This window comes from Kitasatospora sp. NPDC057595 (assembly GCF_042800875.1).
Classification (GTDB): Bacteria; Actinomycetota; Actinomycetes; order Streptomycetales; family Streptomycetaceae; genus Kitasatospora.
Map to the genome: position 1 here is coordinate 1 of NZ_JBHVGL010000024.1, position 18,131 is coordinate 18,131.

An 18,131-nucleotide genomic window follows, 5' to 3' on the forward strand; every position below is an offset into this window, starting at 1 on the left:
TTTTCCGGGGCTCGCGGGTGGGGGGGGCGGCCCCAACCCCAAGGGGTTCGGGCCGCCGCCTTTCGCATCGTGCGCCGCTGGGTCAGTTGGTCTGGTAGCGCGCGGCGGTGAAGTCGAAGCCGGGGGTGAGGTCGGGCTTGGTCACGGTGGCGGTGCCGGCGGTGACCAGGCGGTTGCTGGAGTCGATGGCGGTGCCGCGGGCGGAGGCGCCGCCGGTGCCGAACGGCGTGGTGACGATGCCGGACGCTCCCCAGCTGGTGTCGAGGAGGCCGTTGGAGGTGTAGCGGACCACCGTCTGCACCCCGGTGTTGGGGTCCAGCGGGAAGGGCGAGACCTCGCCGCTCTCGCCGGCGGCGTAGATCCTGCCGGAGGGGCCGATGGCGATCGAGCGGGCCTCGTCGCCGAGGAGGGTGATCTTGGTGGTGGTCTTGCCGAGGGTGCCGAACGAGGTGTTGAGGCTGCCGTCGGCGTTCAGTTCGGTCAGGCCGAAGGCGCCCGCGCCGATGATGTTGAACGGGTCGGGCGACTGCGCCAGTCCGCCGAGGACGATCTTGCCGTTGTTGCCCCCGTTGGTCAGGGCGAGGCTGAACGCGAGGTCGGACAGCACTCCGAAGGAGACGTTGGTGGAGCCGCTGGTGCCGAAGGTGGTGTCCAGGCTGCCGTCGGGGTTGAACCTGGCGGCGAGGAAGTTGTCCGCGCTGGTCACCGTGTTGACGGAGAACCCGCCGGCGACGAGCTTGCCGTCGTTGCGCTGGGCCAGGCCGAAGAAGTGGCTGGTGGTGCCGAGCTGCAGCGTCGTGAGGCCGAGCCCGCCGCCGAAGGTGGAGTCCAGGGTGCCGTTGGGGTTCAGGCGCACCAGCAGGGCATTGGGTCCCGCCGCGCCGGCGCCGACGATCTTTCCGTCGGGCTGGATGACCAGGCTGCGGATGCCGTCGCCGAGTCCGCCGGAGACGTTGAGCAGGACCTTGCCGCCGGTGCCGAAGGAGGTGTCCAGGCTGCCGTCGGTGTTCAGGCGCGCGACCGCGACGTTGGCGGTCTGCTCGTTCGGGCCGGCCAGCCCCGCGACGACGATCTTCCCGTCGGAGGGCTGGATCGCCACGGCCCGGGCGAAGTTGGTGTTGGGCGCGGCGAGGAACGAGAAGGCGACGGTGCCGGGGACGGTGCTGGTGGTGCCGAAGGTGGTGTCCAGGCTGCCGTCGGTGTTGTATCGGGCCAGGGCGAACTGGGCGTTGCCGCCGGCGGCCGGGACGTTGATTCCGTGGCGGCCGGCGGTGACGATCTTCCCGTCGGAGGGCTGGATCGCCAGGGCGTTGGCGATGTCGGGCAGCGAGGGCGTGCTGCCGAAGTCGGTGGTCACCTTGCCGCCGGTGCCGAAGGTGGTGTCCAGCGCCCCCGGGGTGGCGCCGGCGGGGACGGCGGTGATGAGGGCGATGGCGACTCCGGTCGCGGCGGCGAGGCGCCGCGCGTTGAGCATGCGCATGACAGAATCCTCTTTCGCTGAGGGGGAGGCCGGGGCAGGGGCCCCGATAGCGGTGTGTGCCCACGGGTGCGCTCCGTTTGCGCGCATGCCCGAGCAGGCTGGAGGGAAGGATTGGTGCGGAACGTCCGACCGCACAGCGGCATCGGTGGATGCGGGCTGCGGGCCAGGAGGGGCACGCCGCACGGAGGGAGACGGATCCGTCCGGGGAGTCAGGCGGCGGTTGGACGCCTGCCCGGGCAACACGGGGCCGCCCCCCGTTGGCATATGCCGGAGGTTCAGGCCGACGACCGGTCCTGCGGAACCGGCCGCGTCGCCATCGTGGCGCACCGGCGCGCGCCGGGGCAAGGCTTTCCGGCCGCAAGCTTCCGTTCGCTCGGAAGCGGTGGGCGAGCGGGGGTTGATCGAACTCCCGTACGTCTTCGGGGCCCCGCGCGACCAGCGGATTCGCCGCATTCGGACGGCGTCGGCCGGAGTTCCCTCCACCGGCGCGTTGCACCCTCCCGCACGCCCCCTGGCGCACGCCCCTACGCCGCCGCATGCGCCGGGAGCGTGAAGTCGCACCCGCCGAACTCCCGCGCCGGGGCAGGAGTGCGGCCCCTCGCGCGGACGAGCGCGAGGGGCCGGGGCGGCGTTCGGGCCGCGGCGCCGCTCAGTGGCAGAACTCGGCCTCCCCGAGGGCGCGTTCGCCCTCGACCCAGTCGGCGTTGGTGTTGAACGCCGCCGCGTGGCGCCCGTCGCGCGTCGTGAGCGCGATGGTCGAGGAGCCGTGGATGGTGCCGCTGTGGCCCCAGACGGTGATCCCGCAGCTGAGCTTCACGCTGCCGATGCCCAGCCCGGGACCGCCGGCGGCGGGAACCATCTCGTCCAGCTCGGCCTGCGGCAGCAACTGCCCGCGCATCAGGACGGAGTAGAAGCGGGTCAGGTCGGCGGTCGTGGAGATCATCTCCCCGGCCGATCCGCCCCACGACGGGTTGAGTTCGGTGGCCTCCAGCGGCGTCGGCGAGCCGCCGAACAGCGTGGAGTAGCCGAGCGCGTGCGGCTGCGGCAGACCGGCGGCGGTGCCGGGCAGGGTCGTCGCGGAGAGGCCCAGCGGCCGGATGATCCGCTTCTCGATCTCCTCGCCGTACGGGCGGCCGGTCACCTTGGCGATGATCATCCCGGCCAGGACGAAGTTGGTGTTGGAGTACGAGCGGGACGTTCCCGGTGCGAACACCGGGGGGTGCGAGACCGCCGTCCGGACCAGGTCCTCGGGCCGGTAGGTGTCGAAGCGGTGGACCAGGAAGTCGGGACTTGCCAGCCGCTGGATCATCGTCGGATCCTCGTCGTAGGAGAACAGTCCGCTGGTGTGCCCCAGGAGCTGCCGGACCGTGATCCTCGCCCCGTCGTTCCCGTTGCCCTGCACCACGCCCGGCAGCCACTTCTCGACCGTGTCGTCCAGGGAGAGCCGCCCTTCGGCCCGGAGCTGGAGCACCACGGTGGCGGTGAAGGTCTTCGTCAGACTGCCGATCCGGAACCTTTCCCGGGGCGACCGGGGCTGCCCGGTCGCGGTGTCGGCGGCCCCGACCGCCGCCGACCAGCTGTCGCGGCCCTCGCGGACCCCGGATATCGTCCCGGGCAGGCCCTCGGCCCGGACGAGCTCCGCCATCGCCGCCCGCGTCGCGGCGTGCGGGCCGCCGTTGTGGGTGCCGGTCGTGCCGGTCGTGCCGGTCGTGCCGGCCGCCGCGGCCGATGTCACCGTTCCCGCCGTCACCGCGGCGGCCACCGCCACCGCGCCGAAGCCGCGCCGAAGCGCCCCCTGCCGAGCCATACCGACCTCCAAAGGTCCGAATCGCCCGTCCCCCGTGATTGGATCAACGCCCCCTCGGCTCAGGACGTTTCCCGTCTGACGTATCGTCAGCCAGAGCCCACGAGCCGCCATTGCACGTGCCGTTGGGGGCGCTGATGTTCGGCCTGAGCGCGCTGGACCCGGGGCGGAGCCTGTCCGCCGGCACGCGCCACGGCCGGTGACGGCGAACGGCGGCCGGGCCGGGACCGCTCCCGGCGCGGCCGCCGCCAGAGCCGTCTCAGAAGGTCAGCGCGGTGGGCTGGGCGTCGGGGCGGACCGCCGCGTCGGTGCCGCCGTCCACGAACAGGGTGGCCCCGGTGGTGAAGCGGGCCTCGGGCCGCAGGAACTGGTGCACCCAGAAGGCGATGTCCTCGGGCCGGCCGAAGAGGCCCAGCGGCATGGGGGTGGGGAAGTCGTTGGCGTCCGGCTCCTCGCCCGCGCCGGTGGACCCGAGCATCAGCGGGGTGATCACCGCGCCGGGCGCGATGACGTTGAGCAGCACGCCCTCGCGCGCCCACGCCGGGGTGACGGCCGTCCGGCGCACCCAGCGGGCCAGGGCGAACTTGGAGGTCGCGTAGGCGGAGATGCTCGGCGCACCCTGCGCCGCCTGCGCCGCCTCGGCGGGGAGCGCCGCCAGGGCCGCGCGGGCGCGCTCGCGGGCCGCGTCCTCGTCGCCCGAGAGCAGCAGCTCGACGAGCTTCTCGTCGATCATCGGGACGGTGGTCGAGGAGTTGGAGCCGATCACCACGGCGCGCCCCGCCGAGGAGCGGGCGAGCGCCGGGCGCAGCCCCTCCAGCAGGTCGACCGGGCCGAAGTAGTTGATCGAGGCCACGGCGGCGGGGTCCTTCATCGCGGGGCCGACGCCGGCCACCGCGGCCACGCCGTCCAGGACCCCGTTGGAGGCGTCCAGGATCCCCTGGACGGCGGCGCGGCGGCCCTCGACGGTGCCGAGGTCGGCGGTGATGTCGGCGTCACGGAGGTCGACGCCGATGACGGTGTGGCCGGCCTCCCGGAGGACGGCGGCGCTGGCGGCGCCCATTCCCGAAGCGGAGCCGGTGACGGCGTAGGTACCCATGGTGCGAGCCTCTCGATCACTGTGCGCGTGGGGGCGCACGGGACTGGCGGCGCGCCCTTCAGGGCGCTTGCCAATCAGGATTCAATCACTGATTGGATAGTAACTCGGGTTCCTGTGGTGCAATGGCGGCATGCCGGATGGAACAGCTCAGGACCAGAACCCGATCCCGGACACCGCCCCGGCCCCGGACGCCGGATCGACCCGGGACCGGCTGCTCGCCGCCGCCGAGCGGCTCTTCCTCCGGCGCGGTGTGGGCCAGGTCTCGGTCCGCGCGATCAACGCGGAGGCCGGCCTCAATCCGGGCGCGGTGCACTACCACTTCGGCTCCCGCGAGGGCCTGGTCGCGGCGCTGCTCGGGCGCGAGCTGATGCCGCTCTGGCAGGGGCGGCTGGAGGCGGCCACCGTGAACCCCGGGGCGACGGGGCCCGCGCAGGTGCGGACCCTCGTGGCGGCCGTCGCCGCACCGTTCGACGAGCTGGTGCGGACCGAGCGCGGCCGGATGCTCTGCCGCCTGCTCGCGCAGGCCATGCTCACCGCCGACCGGCCGCTCAGCGGCTCGCCCTGGGCGGGCACCGCCCCGTTCGAGGTCGTCCTCGGCCGGGCCCTGCCCGACCTGACCGTCCGCGAGATCACCGACCGCTGGCGGCTCGCGTTCACCACCCTCCTGGAGGCCTACGGGCGCCCGCTCGCCGCCGAGGTGGATTCCACCGCCGAGCCGTCGTTCCCCGAACTCTCCACCGTGGTGGCGTTCCTGACCGCCGGTCTGACCGCGCCCGGGGCGGCGGGGGGATCGGCGGGCTGACGGCCGGGGTGGAGGCCGGGGGGAGGGGTGATGCCGAACTCGGACTCCAGGACCGCCCGGATCCCCTCCGCGCCGTCGAGCTCCTCCACCGTCACGGTGCCGTCGTCCGCGGTGCGGGTGAGCCTGGTGCCGTCCAGCGACAGGTGTCCGTCGTCGAGCGTCCGCTGCGCGAAGAGGCGGCGGAACGGCGAGCGCGGGTGGGTGGCGACGTACCAGTTGGCGATGTTGATGTCGGGCGCCGGCGCCGGGTCGAGGGTGAACGACACCAGCTGCCGCCACTCGTCGCCGTGCCGGGCCTCCAGCACCCAGACCGGCACGGGGGCGTCCGCCCCCTCCAGCACCAGCCGGTGCCGACGGCCCCGGCCCTCCCGGGCCGGGCCGGGGATCATCGGCAGCGGCTCCAGCAGACCGTCCGCCGACCCGAAGCCGACGTCCACGAGGTAGTCCGCCCCGTCCGCCCCGTCCGTGCCGTCCGCCCCGCCCGCCCCGGGCACCCGGACGACCAGCACCAGGTGGGTGCGCGGCCGTATCTCCCCGGGCCGCGCGTTCACCCGTACCCGGCCGGTGTGCCGGTCGACGCCGTAGCCCAACTGCTCCAGCACGGCGGCGAACAGCGTGTTCTGCTCGAAGCAGTAGCCGCCGCGCGAGCCTGCGACGATCTTGGCCTCCAGATCGGCGACGTCCAGCGACGGCACGGTGCCCATCACCACGTCGATGTTCTCGAACGGGACGGCCAGCACGTGCGCGTGCTGCAGCGCCCGCAGCGTGGCCAGGGTGGGCGCCCGCCCGCCGTTCCACCCGACCCGCGCGAAGTACTTGTCGAGGTCGACGCTCATACCGCCACGGTACGGACCCGGCGGCGCCCCTGCCTCCGGCTGCGGTTCGGCCCGCCGTGGACCCTGCGACCTAGGACCCGACTCGGGCGGGGTACCGCCGTGATCCCGGCCCGGCACGGGAGAACGGGCGCTAGGTGTACTGACCACGGAGGTTGGTGACAGGGCTCACGGCGTAGTGATCTTGAGATGAGTGAGGGCCTTCTGGCCAGGTGTGGATTGCGACATCTGCACCTACAGCCAGAAAGGCCCTCATGCCACACCGTAACGCACCGCTGACCGAGACCGGACGCCTGCGCCTGGCCCGCTGCGTGGTCGAGGAAGGCTGGCCGCTGCGGCGGGCCGCCGAGCGCTTCCAGGTCTCGCCGACCACGGCCAAGTGCTGGGCCGACCGCTACCGCATGCTCGGCGAGGCCGGCATGAACGACCGATCTTTGACTCGGCGCCCCGCGGTCTCGTGTGAATGACTGAAGGCGGCGCCCATGGCCCCGACCGTGCTACGGGTGTCCGTACAGAGCGACGGCAAATCCGGCCCTGTGGAGCGAGCCCTTCATCGCGCGTCGTCACTTCGCCGTTCGGCCAGGTCGTGGAGGTGGCGGCGGAGGATCAGCAGGGCGGTGTCGGGGGCGACGCCGTCCGGGTGGAGGACCATGCCGAGGGCGAGGCCGTCCAGGAGGGCGGCGAGCCGTTCGGTCTCCAGGGGGAGGTCGAGGCCGGCGGGGACTCCACCGGAGCGGCGGGCCTCGTCCAGGACGCGGGCGACGAGGCGGCGGGTCGACTCGTGCAGCAGGGCCGCGCCGGGCCGCAGTTCGGGGCGGGTGCGGGCGGCGGTGGTGAAGGCCAGCCAGAGCACCGCCTCCTCACGGCGGGGATCGTCCAGCGGGAGCAGCTCGGCCAGCAGGGCCTCGACGGCGGCGCGCCGGTCGAGCGGGGCGGCCGGGTCGGTCGGGTCGGCCGCGGCGGCCGGGTCGAGCAGTCGCTCGGCGTGGCCGCGCACGCGCTCGCCGATGCGCCGGCACAGCTCCTCCATCGCGAAGATCACCACCTCGGCCTGACCGTCGAAGTAGTGGCGCACCGAGCCGATCGCCAGGCCCGCCTCGTCGGCGATGTTGCGCAGCGAGGCGTGTTCCAGTCCGTCCCGGCCGACGATGCGCAGGACGGCGCGCGCCACGTCCTGGCGGCGGGCTTCGGGGCTGATGACCTTGGGCATGTTGTTGTTATAGCACGGTCGAGCTAAATTGAGCCGCAGGACCTCCGGGGCGGCAGACGGCCCGGGAACGCAAGGGGGGTGCGGGCCGTGAACACCTGGCTGCTCGTGACGGTCATCGCCGCGGCCGCGGTGGCCGTCGTCGTCAAGCGGTTGATCGGCGAACCGGTCAACGTCCGCGATCTGTTCGGCCCGCCGGTGGTGCTCACCGCCCTCGGCGTCTGGTCGCTGCTGGAGGCCGAGGACCTGAACGGCGCGGACGTCGGCTGGGTGGTCGGCGGCTGCCTGATCGGCCTGGGCCTCGGCGCGTTGCGCGGCGGGACGGTCGCGCTGTCCACCAGGAACGGCGTCCTCCACCAGCGCTACACCGGGAGGACCTTCCTCGTGATCGCCGTCGCCCTCCTGGCCTCGGTGCTCTACGGACTGCTCGCCCGCGAGCTCGGCATGCACGAGGACGCCCGCCCGCTCAACCTCTCCATCGGTGTCGGCTTCCTCGGCGAGGCGCTGGTCATCGGCTACCGCGGGCTGCGCGGCGGGACGCCGTTCGCGCCGGAGAAGCCCGGCCCGCTCGACCGCTACGGCGAGCGGATCGACCGGCTCACCCGCCGCTGAGCGCCGACCCGAAAAGTCGTTACGCAGCCGATGAGCCGCTGTGACACGACCGGCCGGGGACCGCGACACGGGCTTTCTACCGTCGCTCTCGACGCACCGGCCACACCTGGCCGGGACCCGCGTCACCGAGGATGAATGGAGAGTTCGCATGGCCACGCGTACCACCAGGAACCGCGCCGTTCTGCGGATGTCGGCCGTCTGCGCCCTGACCGGCGCCGCGCTGCTGACCGTCGTCACGGGCGGGCAGGCCTGGGCCGACGGCGGCGCCGGTGCCGCCACCCCGACCGCCACCCCGTCCGCCAAGGCCCCGGCCGCGGCGGGCAGCACCGGCGGCGGCACCGCCCAGCCGGCCCCGGCGCCGCCGACCGTCGCCCCGGCGCCGCCGACCGCCGTTCCGTCGCCGTTCGTCTCCGCGGTGCCGACGGTCTCCCCGGTGCCGAAGGACGCCACGCGCCCGGTCGCTCCGCTGCCGTCGCTCACCCGCGACGCCAACGGCGCGCCCGTGCCCGCCCCCGCCCCGGCCTCCGGGCAGCCGCAGGTCCGTGAGGTGCCGAAGGGCGCCGCCCAGGCCGGTGACGGGTCCACCGCCGGTGACTCCTCCGGCCTGAAGCTGGTCGGCGGCGGCGCGGTCGCCGCCGTCGGCGCCGGGGCGCTCGGCTTCGCCGTGCTGCGCCGCCGCTCCGGTGCGCGCGGCTGACGACGGCCACCGTGGCGGGCGTCGTCGTGGGGGGCGCGCCCGGCACGGCGGGCCGCGGCCGGGCGGGCTGAACCGGAGCGTCTTCGGGGTGGCCGGGCTGCTCTGCCTGGCGCTCGGCGCGACCGTCGCGCTCTCGGACCACCGGGAGCCCCCGGTGGTCCGGGTGGAGACCTCGGCCCGGCAGGGCGCGGGGGACACACCGTCGACGGGGACCGGGACCGCCGCTCCGGCCGCCACCGACAAGGGGACCGGGACTACCGCCCCGCGCCCGTTCGCGGCCTCGCCGCCGACCCGTCTGCTCGTCCCGGCGGCCGGCGTCGACGCCCCGGTGACCGGCCTCGGCCTGAACACCGACGGCACCGTCGAGGTGCCGTCCGCCGAGCGTGCCGGTGAGGTCGGCTGGTACCGCAACGGTCCGACCCCGGGCGAGACCGGGCCCGCCGTCCTGATCGGGCACTACGACACCGCGCACGGCCCGGCGGTCTTCCGGGGACTGCCGAAGCTGCGGGCGGGGGACCGGATCCAGGTGCGGCGCGAGGACGGCAGCACGGTGGACTTCCGGGTCCGCGAGCTGGTCCAGGCCGCCAAGGACGCGTTCCCCACCGACCTGGTGTACGGCAACACGACGGCGCCCGAGCTGCGCCTGATCACCTGTGGGGGCCGGATCGGGTCCGACGGTCACTGGACGGACAACATCATCGTCCTGGCGGACCTGGCCGGTCCGGCCGACCCGGCCACCTCCGCCGGCTGATCGGGCTCCGGCTACGCTGCCCGGACGGCACCCGCCGGGAAACCGGCGGGTGCCGTCCGGGCGATCCGCCGACCGGACACGAACCGACATCACCGCAGACCAGGACCAGGAGGGCCACCGGAGGATGAGCACCGCCGTCCGTCGTTCACCCGCCCTCCTCCTCGCCCTGCTCGCCGCCGCGCCGCTCGCCCTGGCGGTCGGCTGCGCCGCCCCCGGCGAGCTGCGCGACCACGGCGCGGCCGACGCCGTCGCCCGCCCGCCCGCCCGGATCCCGCTCTGGCCGGGCCAGGCCACCGCCCCGCCGCCGGATCTCGCGGCGGGCCGCACCCCGGAGCCGGCCCCGCAGCCGGTCCCGGACGTGACCGTCCCCGGCCAGGACGTCACCGCGGTGGACGTCCGCACGCTGCTGACCAAGGACCCCGGCGTGAGCCAGGACGAGCGGCGGGCCCTGGAGCCCTGCACCGGCTGCGAGGTCCGCAACGCCGAGTACCGCGACCTGACCGGCGACGGACGGCCCGAACTGCTGGTCGTCGTCGGGCTCGCCGACACGGACGTGCTGCACGTCTACACCGCGGCCGCCGACCGGCTGCTGCCCGTCCTGCGGGTGCAGCTGCTGAAACGGTTCGGCGCTGAGACGCTCGGCACCGAGCTCTGGCTCTACGAGCCCACCACCATCCGGTCCCGGACCATCCGTCGCTACGGCTGGGACGGCGCGCGGCTGGTCCTGACCGACCAGAAGGTCGAGGGCACCGGGCCGACCCCCGAGCCCGAGCCGACGCCGGCCATCGGCCCCGGGGAGCGGCCGAGCAGCCTCCGCCCGGGCGGAGGCGCCTCGCCCGCACCCATGCCGAGCCTGCCCGTCGTCCGCCGGCCCGACGGCTCCGACCCGGGATCGGGCGCGGGTGCCCCGACGGCCATGCCCACGCCCGTGCCCAAGGTGCCGCAGCCCGGCCAGCCCCGTCCGATCGTGCCCACGGTCGCGCCCACCGCGCAGCCGCCCACCGCACAGCCGCCCGCTCGCCCGGAGACCACGCCATGAACCCCACGGCGCCCAGCCACCCCCGCATCCTCATCGTCGAGGACGACGAGGTGATCCGGGAGGCCACCCGGATGGCCCTGGAACGCTACGGCTTCCCGGTCTCCACGGCCGCCGACGGGCTGGAGGGGCTGGAGATGTTCCACGCCGTGCGGCCCGACCTGGTGCTGCTCGACGTGATGCTGCCGCTGCTGGACGGGGTCGGCCTCTGCCGGCGGATCCGCGAGGAGAGCCAGCTGCCGATCCTGATGATGTCGGCGCGCACCGATCCGGTCGACGTGGTGTCCGGCCTGGAGGCGGGCGCGGACGACTACGTGGTCAAGCCGTTCGAGAGCGCGGTGCTGGTCGCCCGGATCCGCACCGTGCTGCGCCGCATCCGCGTCGTCCCGGCCGCGCCCGCGCCTTCCCCCTCGCCGGCTCCCGCACCGGAGCCGCCCGCGCCGGAACCCGCCGTCGCCGAACCCCGCACGCCGGTCCGCAGCTTCGACGGCCTGGAGGTGGACACCGACTCCATGGAGGTCCGGGTGCACGGCCGGCTCGTCCCGCTCACCCCCACCGAACTGCGTCTGCTGCTGGAGTTCACCGCCGCGCCCGGCATCGTGCTGGAGCGCGCCGTCCTGCTGGAGCGGGTCTGGGACTACGAGTGGGGCGCCGACACCCGCGTGGTCGACGTCCACGTGCAGCGGCTGCGCGCCAAGATCGGCGGCGGACGGATCGATACCGTCCGCGGCTTCGGCTACAAGCTGAGGCGTTCCGAATGACGCTGCGCCGCCAGATCGCCACCGCCGTCGCCGCCATCTCCGTCCTGGTCGCGGTGGCGGTCGGGTTGCTCGTCCACCAGGCGATGGTCCGTCAGCACGTCGACCAGGCACGCGGATCCGCGCTCACCGCGCTGGACGCTGCGCTCGGCGCCTACGGCCGCGGCGAGGACGTCACGGGCGGCGGCCGGCACGCCGCGCTGGACGACCCGGTGCTGCCGACCAGGCTGCGCACCCTCGCGGCCGAGGGGCGGCGCGGGTCGCTGCTCGCGCAGGGCCCGGAGGGCGAGTCGATGTGGGCGGCGGGCGCCACCCGCGACGGCGTGCTCTCCGTCCGGCTCGACTTCACCCAGGACCGGCAGTCGATCGCCGACCTGGACCGGATCATCCTGATCACCGTCACCGCCTCCGTCTTCACCACCGTGCTGGTCGGGGTGCTGGTCGCGGACCGGATCAGCCGGCGGCTGCGGACGGCGGCGACGGCGGCCCGGGGCATCGCCGCCGGGCGCACCGACACCCGGATCGGTGAACTCGTCGACGGCCGGGACGAGGTCGCCGACCTCGCGGCGGCCGTCGACCTCATGTCGCGGGAGCTGCACCGGCGCCTGGAGGACGAGCAGCGGTTCACCGCCGACGTCGCCCACGAGCTGCGCACCCCGCTGACCGGGCTGGTCACCGCCGCCGAACTGCTGCCCCCGGGTCGGCCCACCCAACTGGTGCAGAACCGGGTGCAGGCGCTGCGCGGGCTGGTCGAGGACCTGCTGGAGGTCTCCCGGCTGGACGCCGACGCCGAACTGCCCGACCTCTCGGCGGTGCCGCTGGAACGCGCGGTGCGCCGTACGGTCGCGCTGACCGGCCTGGACGTGACGGTCGAGGTGGCGGCCGACGCGTCGGTGCGCACTGATCTGCGCCGGCTCGACCGCATCCTCGGCAACCTCCTCCTGAACGCCGACCGCCACGGCGGCGGCACCATCCACCTGCGCGTCGACGGCCATCGCATCACCGTCCGCGACCACGGCCCCGGCTTCCCCGACGAACTCCTGCGCGACGGGCCCCAGCGCTTCCGCACCAGCGTCCGCGAACGCGGCAAGGGCCACGGCCTCGGCCTCACCATCGCCCAGGGCCACACCCGCGTCATCGGCGCCGCCCTCACCTTCACCAACCACCCCGACGGCGGCGCCCTCGCCACCCTCCTCCTCCCGCCGGCCGACGCGGACGCCGACGAGGGCCTTGGCGGCACCGGGAGCGTACTTGGAGCCGGGTGTGCCTGAGGGTAAGCAGCAACATCAAAGGCATTGAGATAGTGCTTTATAGGTCAAATATGATCAGTTACAAACAGAGGTAGGTCGCTCATGCACTGGTGCTCTTAGGATCGGGAGGTGACTATCACTATTGCGGACCCTGAGGATCCTGGCGAGCCGGTTGAGTCCCGGGCTGCCCCCGTCTCGCGGATCGTCAAGGTGACCCCTGAAATTGCCGAGGAGTTTTTGTCCCGGGCGTCGGTCAATCGACCCTTGGACAAAGGGCAGGTAAGAACTTTGGCAGAGGCCATCATCCGCGGTGAATGGAGGTTGACTCATCAGGGAATCGCCTTCGACAAGGCCGGTGAACTGCTTGACGGCCAGCATCGCCTCCATGCAATTATTGAGGCCAATTCGCCTGCGGAGATGTTTGTTGTCGACGGGTTGTCGAGAGATGTTTTCCCTGTGCTCGACACCGGGAAGCGCCGGAGTGCAGCGGATACGCTCTCGTCGACCGGCGAGAAGTATCTGACCCTGCTTTCCTCCACCATTCGTCACGTGATTCTCTTCAAGGCGATGCCGAATGAACCCTGGACCGGCGGCCGGGCTCGCGTGTCGAACGACCGGATCCTGGCTGCATATAATGCGGAGAAGGATAGGTATGTGGAGGCGGTGACTGCTGGCCGGGAGCTTTCCAAGCATCTGTTCGCGAGCCAGACAGCGGCAGCCGTCGGGTATTTCGTGACCACCGAGGTGGCTCCTGCCGCGGATATTGAGGAGTGGGTCTCCGGCCTCAAGTCGGGTGCAAGTTTGGACTCTGGCGATGCACGGCTCGCTTTGCGAGAGGTGCCAAGCGACAAGCAGAAACGGGGCTCCAAGCGGAGGTTGGACATGCGCGACCAGGTGGCAATCTACATCAAGGCCTGGAATGCCTGGGTTGAGCCGGAAAAGGTCCGTGAATTGGTTCTTCGACGTTTGAGGAAGAAGGAAAAGATGCCGATGCCATTTGAGGTTCCGTTCGAGCGCTAAGGGCTTGCAGATCATTAACACGTCGTCCTGAACTTGGTGTTGGGGTTGTCGTTGCCGACCCGGGCCTGGAGGGCGTTGAGAGCGGCGGGCGGGGTGGTGGCCGTACGGATGGTGATGCCCTGTGTCTCAAGCGCCCTCCTGATCTTCAGGAGGGTGCGGTGCATGGCGGTCCGGCTGCTGCCGAACAGCACGGCGAGTGGTTCGGCGGCCAGGTTGACCCGCAGGTGAATCACGGTGGCCAGGACCTGGTCGGGGAAAGCAAGCCGCGGGGGGCGGCCGCGCCGGGTGTCCCCGTGGGGCGCCAGGGTCCGGGTCAGGTCATCCAGCTGCTGCCGGGACATTCCGGTCAGTGAGGGATCGGATAGCAGGGCCGGGTCCCACTCGGGCGCCTCCGGCGCTCGTGGTGCCGGGACAGCTGAGGACGGCTGTGGGTGGAGCGCGTATTTCCAGTCGCCGTGGAAGGCGTGCCGGGTCAGCGGCATGGCCGCCATCTCCGCGTCACCGATGGCGACTCCGGTCGGGTAGGTGGTGGTGTCGAGTCGGGCCGTGACGTGCAGTCCGGTGCGGGTGGTGGTCGCGGCGATGGACTCGATGACGACTTCGTGGCTGGTGAGCGGGCGGCCGCGCCAGTTCATGCTGATGTGGGAGAAGAGCCGGTGCTCGATCTTGTTCCACTTCGATGCCCCGGGCGGTAGGTGGCAGACCGTGATGGTCAGGCCCGTCTCGGCGGCAAGTCGGGCGAGTTCGAGCTTCCACGCCCGGGTGCGGTAGCCGTTGGAACCGCCGGCGTCGGCGATGATCAGCAGGCGGGTCGCCTGCGGGTAGGAGACCCGTCCCCGGCCGTGCCACCAGTGACGGATGGATTCCACCGCGAACGCGGCGGTGTCATGGTCGGTGCCCACGTTGACCCAGCCGGTATTCGCCGCCAGGTCGTAGATCCCGTAGGGAATCGCCTTGCCAAGCTGCGGATCGGCGAAGTCGTGGACGCTCACCCGCACCGGGTCCCCCGCGGGCCGCCACGAGCGGCCCTGGTTCTTGAAGTCGCCAACAAGCTCCTTCTTCTTGGTGTCCACGCTGATCACCGGGTCGCCGGCTTCGATGTACTTCATGGCGTGTTCGTTGATGTAGCGGAACTGGGCGTCGCGATCCGGATGCTGGGAGCCCTCAATGGTCTTGGCGTTGGCCTGCAGGCTGAATCCCTCCTCCCGCAGCAGGTCGCCAACGGTGTCGGCACCGACCCTGTGCCCCTGCAGGGTGAGTTCCTTGGCGAGCCTCCTGGTCGACTTCGTCGTCCAGCGAAGCGGCGACATCGGGTCCCCACGCTCGTCCGGCTCGACCAGGGCCAACAGGGCCGGTCGCAGCTCGGGGTCCAAGTCGGCAGCCTTCTTGCGTCCGCCGCCGGGACGACGCACCCGGCTGAGCGGCTCTTCTCCGGCGTCCAGCTCGTCCACGCCCCTGCGGACCGTGGTCTCGCTGGCCTGAGCCGCCCGTGCGACGGCCCGGACACCACCATGGCCCAGCACCCGGGCTTCGGCGCCCATCAACCGACGCCGTTGCCGCTCATCCAGGTGCGGGAACAACATCTGGAACTTCAAGGCGAGTTGGTCACGGATCGACTCGGAGATGCGCATACCACATCAACGAGCCCAAGACCATGAAGCAACATCTTGATTCTCTGCAACCCCTAAGACCTGTCCCGTAATTGATCTCCGGCGTCTCGGGTGCGGGCCGATGTTTGGCGGTCACCCGCCTCACGCAGCCTGGAGGAGGTTGTGCAGGCGGGCGTTGCCGAGCATGGCGTGCTGAACGCCTTCGCCCTTGAGGCGTCAGCCGCGGAGGATCTTCCAGGTCTTCATCCGAGCGAAGACGTGCTCGACGCGGGCGCGGACCTGCTTGTGCTCACGGTTGCGCTCCGCCTGCCACTCGGTGAGCTCGCCGCTGCGTCGTCGGCGGTGCGGGATGACCAGGCCGGTGCCCGGGTAGCCGCCGTCAGCGATCGTCGTGATCCGGCCGACCGTGTCCTTGGCGCCGGATTCCTCCCAGGCTTTGCAGTCGTTCCGGTTGCCAGGCAGGGTCTTGCCGACAGCGACGACCAGGCGGGTGCGAGCGTCGATGACCACCTGATGGTTGGTGGAGTACCTGTAGTTCTTCGACTGCTCGGCGATGGTGTGGTCGCGGGTGGGGACCAGGGTGCCGTCGACGTTCAGCACGGTGCCCTTGCGGAAGCGTTGCCGCGGCTTGAGTGCGAGCGGCGGGCCGATGCGGTCGGCCGCCGACTTGGACACCTCGAACAGCGGCCCGAGCTGCGGGAGCGTCAGATTCGTTGGCCAGTAGGCCGCGACCAGCAGGACCTGGTCCTCCAAGGGCAGACCCCACGGCCGGCCGGGGCGGCGCGTGTCAGTGCCCTCGCGACGCAGGGCAGTCACCAGCTTGCGGAAGTCGCGCGGGCTCAGCCCGGTGAACGGGGCTGTCCAGGAGGCCTCCGACGACGTGATCACACCAGTCACCGCAAGATCATCCCACTGCTTCGGGGTCCTCCTGCGTCAGTGCGGCCCGGCAACGCTCCACCTGCTCGGCCACCTGCTCCATGAACCAGCGCATGACCTCGTAAGGGATGACGTGCTCGTCGTGGCTGTGGATGTGGACGGTCGGCTCCAGATCCGGATCCTCGTCGGGAATCACCGCCACGAGGAAGGAGGCCCCGGGGAGGTGGGTCGCGGCGTTGGGGATCTCGGTCCACGCGGCCGGCGCGGGCACGGCCTCGCTCAGCTCCACACACCAGGCGTCGTCGGGCAAGGCGTAGTGGAACTGGACGGCATAGTGACGGCCTGCATGTTCTCGCAGCTCTGGCATGTCCGCAGGCTGCCACAGTCGCCAGGCTGGAGTCGCGCGGATATCGGCGAGGCCGACTGGTCACCGCCGGGCCTGTTGCTCGGCAACCGGCCAGCGGTTACGGGACAGCTCTTGGGAACGTGCTTGAGGCGTCAGGGGAGGCTGCTGCGAGCAATTACCTTTCCCGACTCTCCGAGCACGACCACCTCCCGGCCCAAGGATTTAGCGATTCGTTCAACAAAGTCGCGCGAAATGGTTCGCCGGGAATCACCTGAACTCTGCGCGACGATAACGACGTTCTTGCCCTCCCAGGAGGAGAGAACGGCCTCCCAGCCGATCTTTGTGAACGAGGTCGCGATGAACTTCTCTTCGCTGATCCGGCGAATTTCTCGAGATGGCCTCCTCGGAGCCCCGTCCGCCCGGAGCGCGCATCTCTCGATCTCTGCCATGCGGTGATCGAGCTGTCGAGCAATGAGAAGGATCTCCTCCGTCATGTCAGCCTCTGATCGCTCCACCGTGCTGGAGATAGCATCCCTCGACGGAAGTGCATTGATGTCCCTAATATTTTCCTCGAACTCTACCCAGCTTCTCCGGAATGCGCGTTCCAGCCTTTCGCGTGGAATCGCCAGTTCACCCGAGGCGTCATTGATGTCGAAGAGAAGCTTCTGAACGTCGGACTTGCTGTCCCCGGCGACGGCTTGGAACTGACTTAGAGGGCTGATCAGATCGGTGACTTTCATGCCGATAAGAAACGGCACGACATAGCCACCTTCGACCTGTTTGGAAAGGGCTCCGGCCTCGAAGTTGACCCAGGTAGAAGTCTGATTCTCTGGGGTTGTGCAGATGATCCCGAAATTTGTTTCAGAAAGCTCGTCTGTAATCTCTCGAACTCCTCTGCTCCCCGCAGAAATGTCTAGGCTCGAAATCCATGGGTTGATATACTGGAGGACATCCGGAAGCCAGGACCAAAGCGTCTCCGCTGCCCTTTTGGAGCGGTCGCCGGACCAGCTCAGAAATATCTTGATCGCAGCCCCTCTTTCCTGAATCAGGTTCGACCGGTTACATGTGCCGCCTTGAGTAGGAGCGCCTGCTCTTCTTTGAGTGAACCGTAAGACTCCCGGACGTAGGATAGAAATGCGCTTCCGGGATGGCGAATCAGAGTCGATTTTCTCGCGCTGGCGCTGTCCCAGCCAGCCAGCAGTGCGTCGTAGCTCACCGCATGGGCGCAAAAGTCCAGGATCACAGGCGGCATTTCTCCCCCAATGATCAGATCTCCACGGGCGGTGATGATGTCGCGCATCCTCCTGGCCGTAGGGGCGAACACCGCTCCCACCCAGATGTGCCATAGTGTCGCTTCAATTTCCTGCAATGGAATCTCGGTCGCGCCTCCACTGTTGGGAAGAATGTATTGCCTGTGATATTCTTGCCATGCTTTTTCGTTGGTTTCGGCGAGGATGAGAAGTGGCCCATAGAGGTCCTTTAGTTGACTGCTCACCCAGTCGATTTGCGCCTTCCTTAGGGATCTGTGAATCTCTCCTTGATGGTTCAGCCAGTAGGCAATGACGGCAATCAGGATGCCGGCGCAGGCGGTCACCATCGCTGCGATCATAGAAATCTCCGGGTCGCTACTTCACCTGATAGTGAAGCACGATGTAGGAGGGGCCGGCTACCCCGCGGGAGTGCCCATCGTGATGAGTGAGGGATTTCGCGAGAAATTAGATAATAGTATTTCTGGGGTTGCTGAAGGGTTGTGCCACATGTCAGGGGTTCGTTGTGCACTCGCCGACAAGGTGGATCAAGGCAGCCCGGAGGTATCAGATTTCGCTCCTTGGCCGCTGGCCAGCCCTTCCAGCATCCGGGAGGGGAGCCGGGCACTCCCCGACAGTCGCGGCCCGTTGGGACGAGCTGCGGAATTTCCTGGATCGGCGCGGATCGGTTACGCCATCATGGGTG

The 18,131-nt window shown here is 70.7% G+C and carries 17 protein-coding genes and 2 pseudogenes; 9 read left to right on the forward strand and 10 right to left on the reverse strand.

Annotated elements, in window-relative coordinates; translation table 11 throughout:
* Positions 1–82: 82 nt before the first annotated feature.
* From ACFU9E_RS29235 to ACFU9E_RS29245, 3 genes are all read right to left on the reverse strand, one after another.
* Complete coding sequence (locus ACFU9E_RS29235) at positions 83–1,480, reverse strand: delta-60 repeat domain-containing protein (RefSeq protein WP_380690107.1); 1,398 nt, start codon at positions 1,478–1,480, stop codon at positions 83–85.
* Positions 1,481–2,129: 649 nt separating this feature from the next.
* Complete coding sequence (locus tag ACFU9E_RS29240; RefSeq protein ID WP_380687202.1) at positions 2,130–3,287, reverse strand: serine hydrolase domain-containing protein; 1,158 nt, start codon at positions 3,285–3,287, stop codon at positions 2,130–2,132.
* 256 nt (positions 3,288–3,543) lie between these two features.
* Positions 3,544–4,380: an SDR family oxidoreductase gene (locus ACFU9E_RS29245; protein ID WP_380687200.1), complete on the reverse strand. Its 837-nt coding sequence runs from the start codon at positions 4,378–4,380 to the stop codon at positions 3,544–3,546.
* Positions 4,381–4,510: 130 nt separating this feature from the next.
* On the opposite strand from ACFU9E_RS29245, the gene ACFU9E_RS29250 reads away from it, so the two are divergent.
* Complete coding sequence (locus ACFU9E_RS29250) at positions 4,511–5,182, forward strand: TetR/AcrR family transcriptional regulator (protein WP_380687198.1); 672 nt, start codon at positions 4,511–4,513, stop codon at positions 5,180–5,182.
* 38 nt (positions 5,183–5,220) lie between these two features.
* On the opposite strand, the pseudogene ACFU9E_RS29255 reads toward ACFU9E_RS29250, so the two are convergent.
* Positions 5,221–6,018: pseudogene (locus ACFU9E_RS29255) on the reverse strand (arylamine N-acetyltransferase); the annotation flags it as partial.
* A 251-nt stretch (positions 6,019–6,269) separates the two neighbouring features.
* Between ACFU9E_RS29255 and ACFU9E_RS29260 the strand changes: the two are divergent.
* A complete protein-coding gene (locus ACFU9E_RS29260) occupies positions 6,270–6,482 on the forward strand; it encodes a helix-turn-helix domain-containing protein (protein WP_380687196.1) in 213 nt (70 codons plus the stop codon).
* A gap of 83 nt (positions 6,483–6,565) precedes the next feature.
* On the opposite strand, the gene ACFU9E_RS29265 is transcribed toward ACFU9E_RS29260, so the two are convergent.
* Complete coding sequence (locus tag ACFU9E_RS29265; protein WP_380687194.1) at positions 6,566–7,225, reverse strand: TetR/AcrR family transcriptional regulator; 660 nt, start codon at positions 7,223–7,225, stop codon at positions 6,566–6,568.
* A gap of 87 nt (positions 7,226–7,312) precedes the next feature.
* On the opposite strand from ACFU9E_RS29265, the gene ACFU9E_RS29270 reads away from it, so the two are divergent.
* From ACFU9E_RS29270 to ACFU9E_RS29300, 7 genes are all read left to right on the forward strand, one after another.
* Positions 7,313–7,834 (forward strand): DUF1453 domain-containing protein, encoded by a 522-nt coding sequence (locus tag ACFU9E_RS29270; protein WP_380687192.1) that lies wholly within the window; start codon positions 7,313–7,315, stop codon positions 7,832–7,834.
* A gap of 148 nt (positions 7,835–7,982) precedes the next feature.
* Positions 7,983–8,531, forward strand: coding sequence for a hypothetical protein (locus ACFU9E_RS29275; protein ID WP_380687189.1), 549 nt, complete (start codon positions 7,983–7,985; stop codon positions 8,529–8,531).
* Between the two features lie 88 nt (positions 8,532–8,619).
* Positions 8,620–9,282 (forward strand): class F sortase, encoded by a 663-nt coding sequence (locus tag ACFU9E_RS29280; RefSeq protein WP_380715481.1) that lies wholly within the window; start codon positions 8,620–8,622, stop codon positions 9,280–9,282.
* Between the two features lie 124 nt (positions 9,283–9,406).
* The gene (locus tag ACFU9E_RS29285) at positions 9,407–10,321 is read left to right on the forward strand and encodes a hypothetical protein (protein WP_380715483.1); all 915 of its coding nucleotides are present in this window, start codon (positions 9,407–9,409) and stop codon (positions 10,319–10,321) included.
* Complete coding sequence (gene cseB, locus ACFU9E_RS29290; RefSeq protein ID WP_380684383.1) at positions 10,318–11,079, forward strand: two-component system response regulator CseB; 762 nt, start codon at positions 10,318–10,320, stop codon at positions 11,077–11,079. Before ACFU9E_RS29285 ends, cseB begins: the two co-directional genes overlap by 4 nt.
* Complete coding sequence (locus ACFU9E_RS29295; protein ID WP_380684382.1) at positions 11,076–12,347, forward strand: sensor histidine kinase; 1,272 nt, start codon at positions 11,076–11,078, stop codon at positions 12,345–12,347. The genes cseB and ACFU9E_RS29295 overlap by 4 nt, the downstream gene beginning before the upstream one ends.
* A gap of 108 nt (positions 12,348–12,455) precedes the next feature.
* Positions 12,456–13,346, forward strand: coding sequence for a hypothetical protein (locus ACFU9E_RS29300; RefSeq protein ID WP_380684381.1), 891 nt, complete (start codon positions 12,456–12,458; stop codon positions 13,344–13,346).
* Between the two features lie 14 nt (positions 13,347–13,360).
* On the opposite strand, the gene ACFU9E_RS29305 is transcribed toward ACFU9E_RS29300, so the two are convergent.
* The 5 genes and pseudogenes from ACFU9E_RS29305 to ACFU9E_RS29325 form a co-directional block, all read right to left on the reverse strand.
* Positions 13,361–14,977 (reverse strand): ISAzo13 family transposase, encoded by a 1,617-nt coding sequence (locus ACFU9E_RS29305; protein ID WP_380684380.1) that lies wholly within the window; start codon positions 14,975–14,977, stop codon positions 13,361–13,363.
* A gap of 120 nt (positions 14,978–15,097) precedes the next feature.
* Positions 15,098–15,853, reverse strand: a pseudogene (locus ACFU9E_RS29310) (transposase).
* A 7-nt stretch (positions 15,854–15,860) separates the two neighbouring features.
* Positions 15,861–16,199, reverse strand: a complete 339-nt coding sequence (locus ACFU9E_RS29315) for a hypothetical protein (protein ID WP_380684379.1) — start codon at positions 16,197–16,199, stop codon at positions 15,861–15,863.
* A gap of 131 nt (positions 16,200–16,330) precedes the next feature.
* Positions 16,331–17,314 (reverse strand): TIR domain-containing protein, encoded by a 984-nt coding sequence (locus ACFU9E_RS29320; protein ID WP_380715490.1) that lies wholly within the window; start codon positions 17,312–17,314, stop codon positions 16,331–16,333.
* Complete coding sequence (locus ACFU9E_RS29325; protein ID WP_380684378.1) at positions 17,224–17,787, reverse strand: hypothetical protein; 564 nt, start codon at positions 17,785–17,787, stop codon at positions 17,224–17,226. Before ACFU9E_RS29325 ends, ACFU9E_RS29320 begins: the two co-directional genes overlap by 91 nt.
* Positions 17,788–18,131: the final 344 nt, after the last annotated feature.

Excerpts from the sequence above, each read along its gene's own strand:
- ACFU9E_RS29235 (WP_380690107.1), bottom strand. The coding sequence starts at position 1,480 with ATGCGCATGCTCAACGCGCGGCGCCTCGCCGCCGCGACCGGAGTCGCC.
- ACFU9E_RS29240 (WP_380687202.1), bottom strand. The coding sequence starts at position 3,287 with ATGGCTCGGCAGGGGGCGCTTCGGCGCGGCTTCGGCGCGGTGGCGGTG.
- ACFU9E_RS29245 (WP_380687200.1), bottom strand. The coding sequence starts at position 4,380 with ATGGGTACCTACGCCGTCACCGGCTCCGCTTCGGGAATGGGCGCCGCC.
- ACFU9E_RS29250 (WP_380687198.1), top strand. The coding sequence starts at position 4,511 with ATGCCGGATGGAACAGCTCAGGACCAGAACCCGATCCCGGACACCGCC.
- ACFU9E_RS29260 (WP_380687196.1), top strand. The coding sequence starts at position 6,270 with ATGCCACACCGTAACGCACCGCTGACCGAGACCGGACGCCTGCGCCTG.
- ACFU9E_RS29265 (WP_380687194.1), bottom strand. The coding sequence starts at position 7,225 with ATGCCCAAGGTCATCAGCCCCGAAGCCCGCCGCCAGGACGTGGCGCGC.
- ACFU9E_RS29275 (WP_380687189.1), top strand. The coding sequence starts at position 7,983 with ATGGCCACGCGTACCACCAGGAACCGCGCCGTTCTGCGGATGTCGGCC.
- ACFU9E_RS29285 (WP_380715483.1), top strand. The coding sequence starts at position 9,407 with ATGAGCACCGCCGTCCGTCGTTCACCCGCCCTCCTCCTCGCCCTGCTC.
- cseB (WP_380684383.1), top strand. The coding sequence starts at position 10,318 with ATGAACCCCACGGCGCCCAGCCACCCCCGCATCCTCATCGTCGAGGAC.
- ACFU9E_RS29295 (WP_380684382.1), top strand. The coding sequence starts at position 11,076 with ATGACGCTGCGCCGCCAGATCGCCACCGCCGTCGCCGCCATCTCCGTC.
- ACFU9E_RS29305 (WP_380684380.1), bottom strand. The coding sequence starts at position 14,977 with ATGCGCATCTCCGAGTCGATCCGTGACCAACTCGCCTTGAAGTTCCAG.
- ACFU9E_RS29315 (WP_380684379.1), bottom strand. The coding sequence starts at position 16,199 with ATGCCAGAGCTGCGAGAACATGCAGGCCGTCACTATGCCGTCCAGTTC.
- ACFU9E_RS29325 (WP_380684378.1), bottom strand. The coding sequence starts at position 17,787 with ATGATCGCAGCGATGGTGACCGCCTGCGCCGGCATCCTGATTGCCGTC.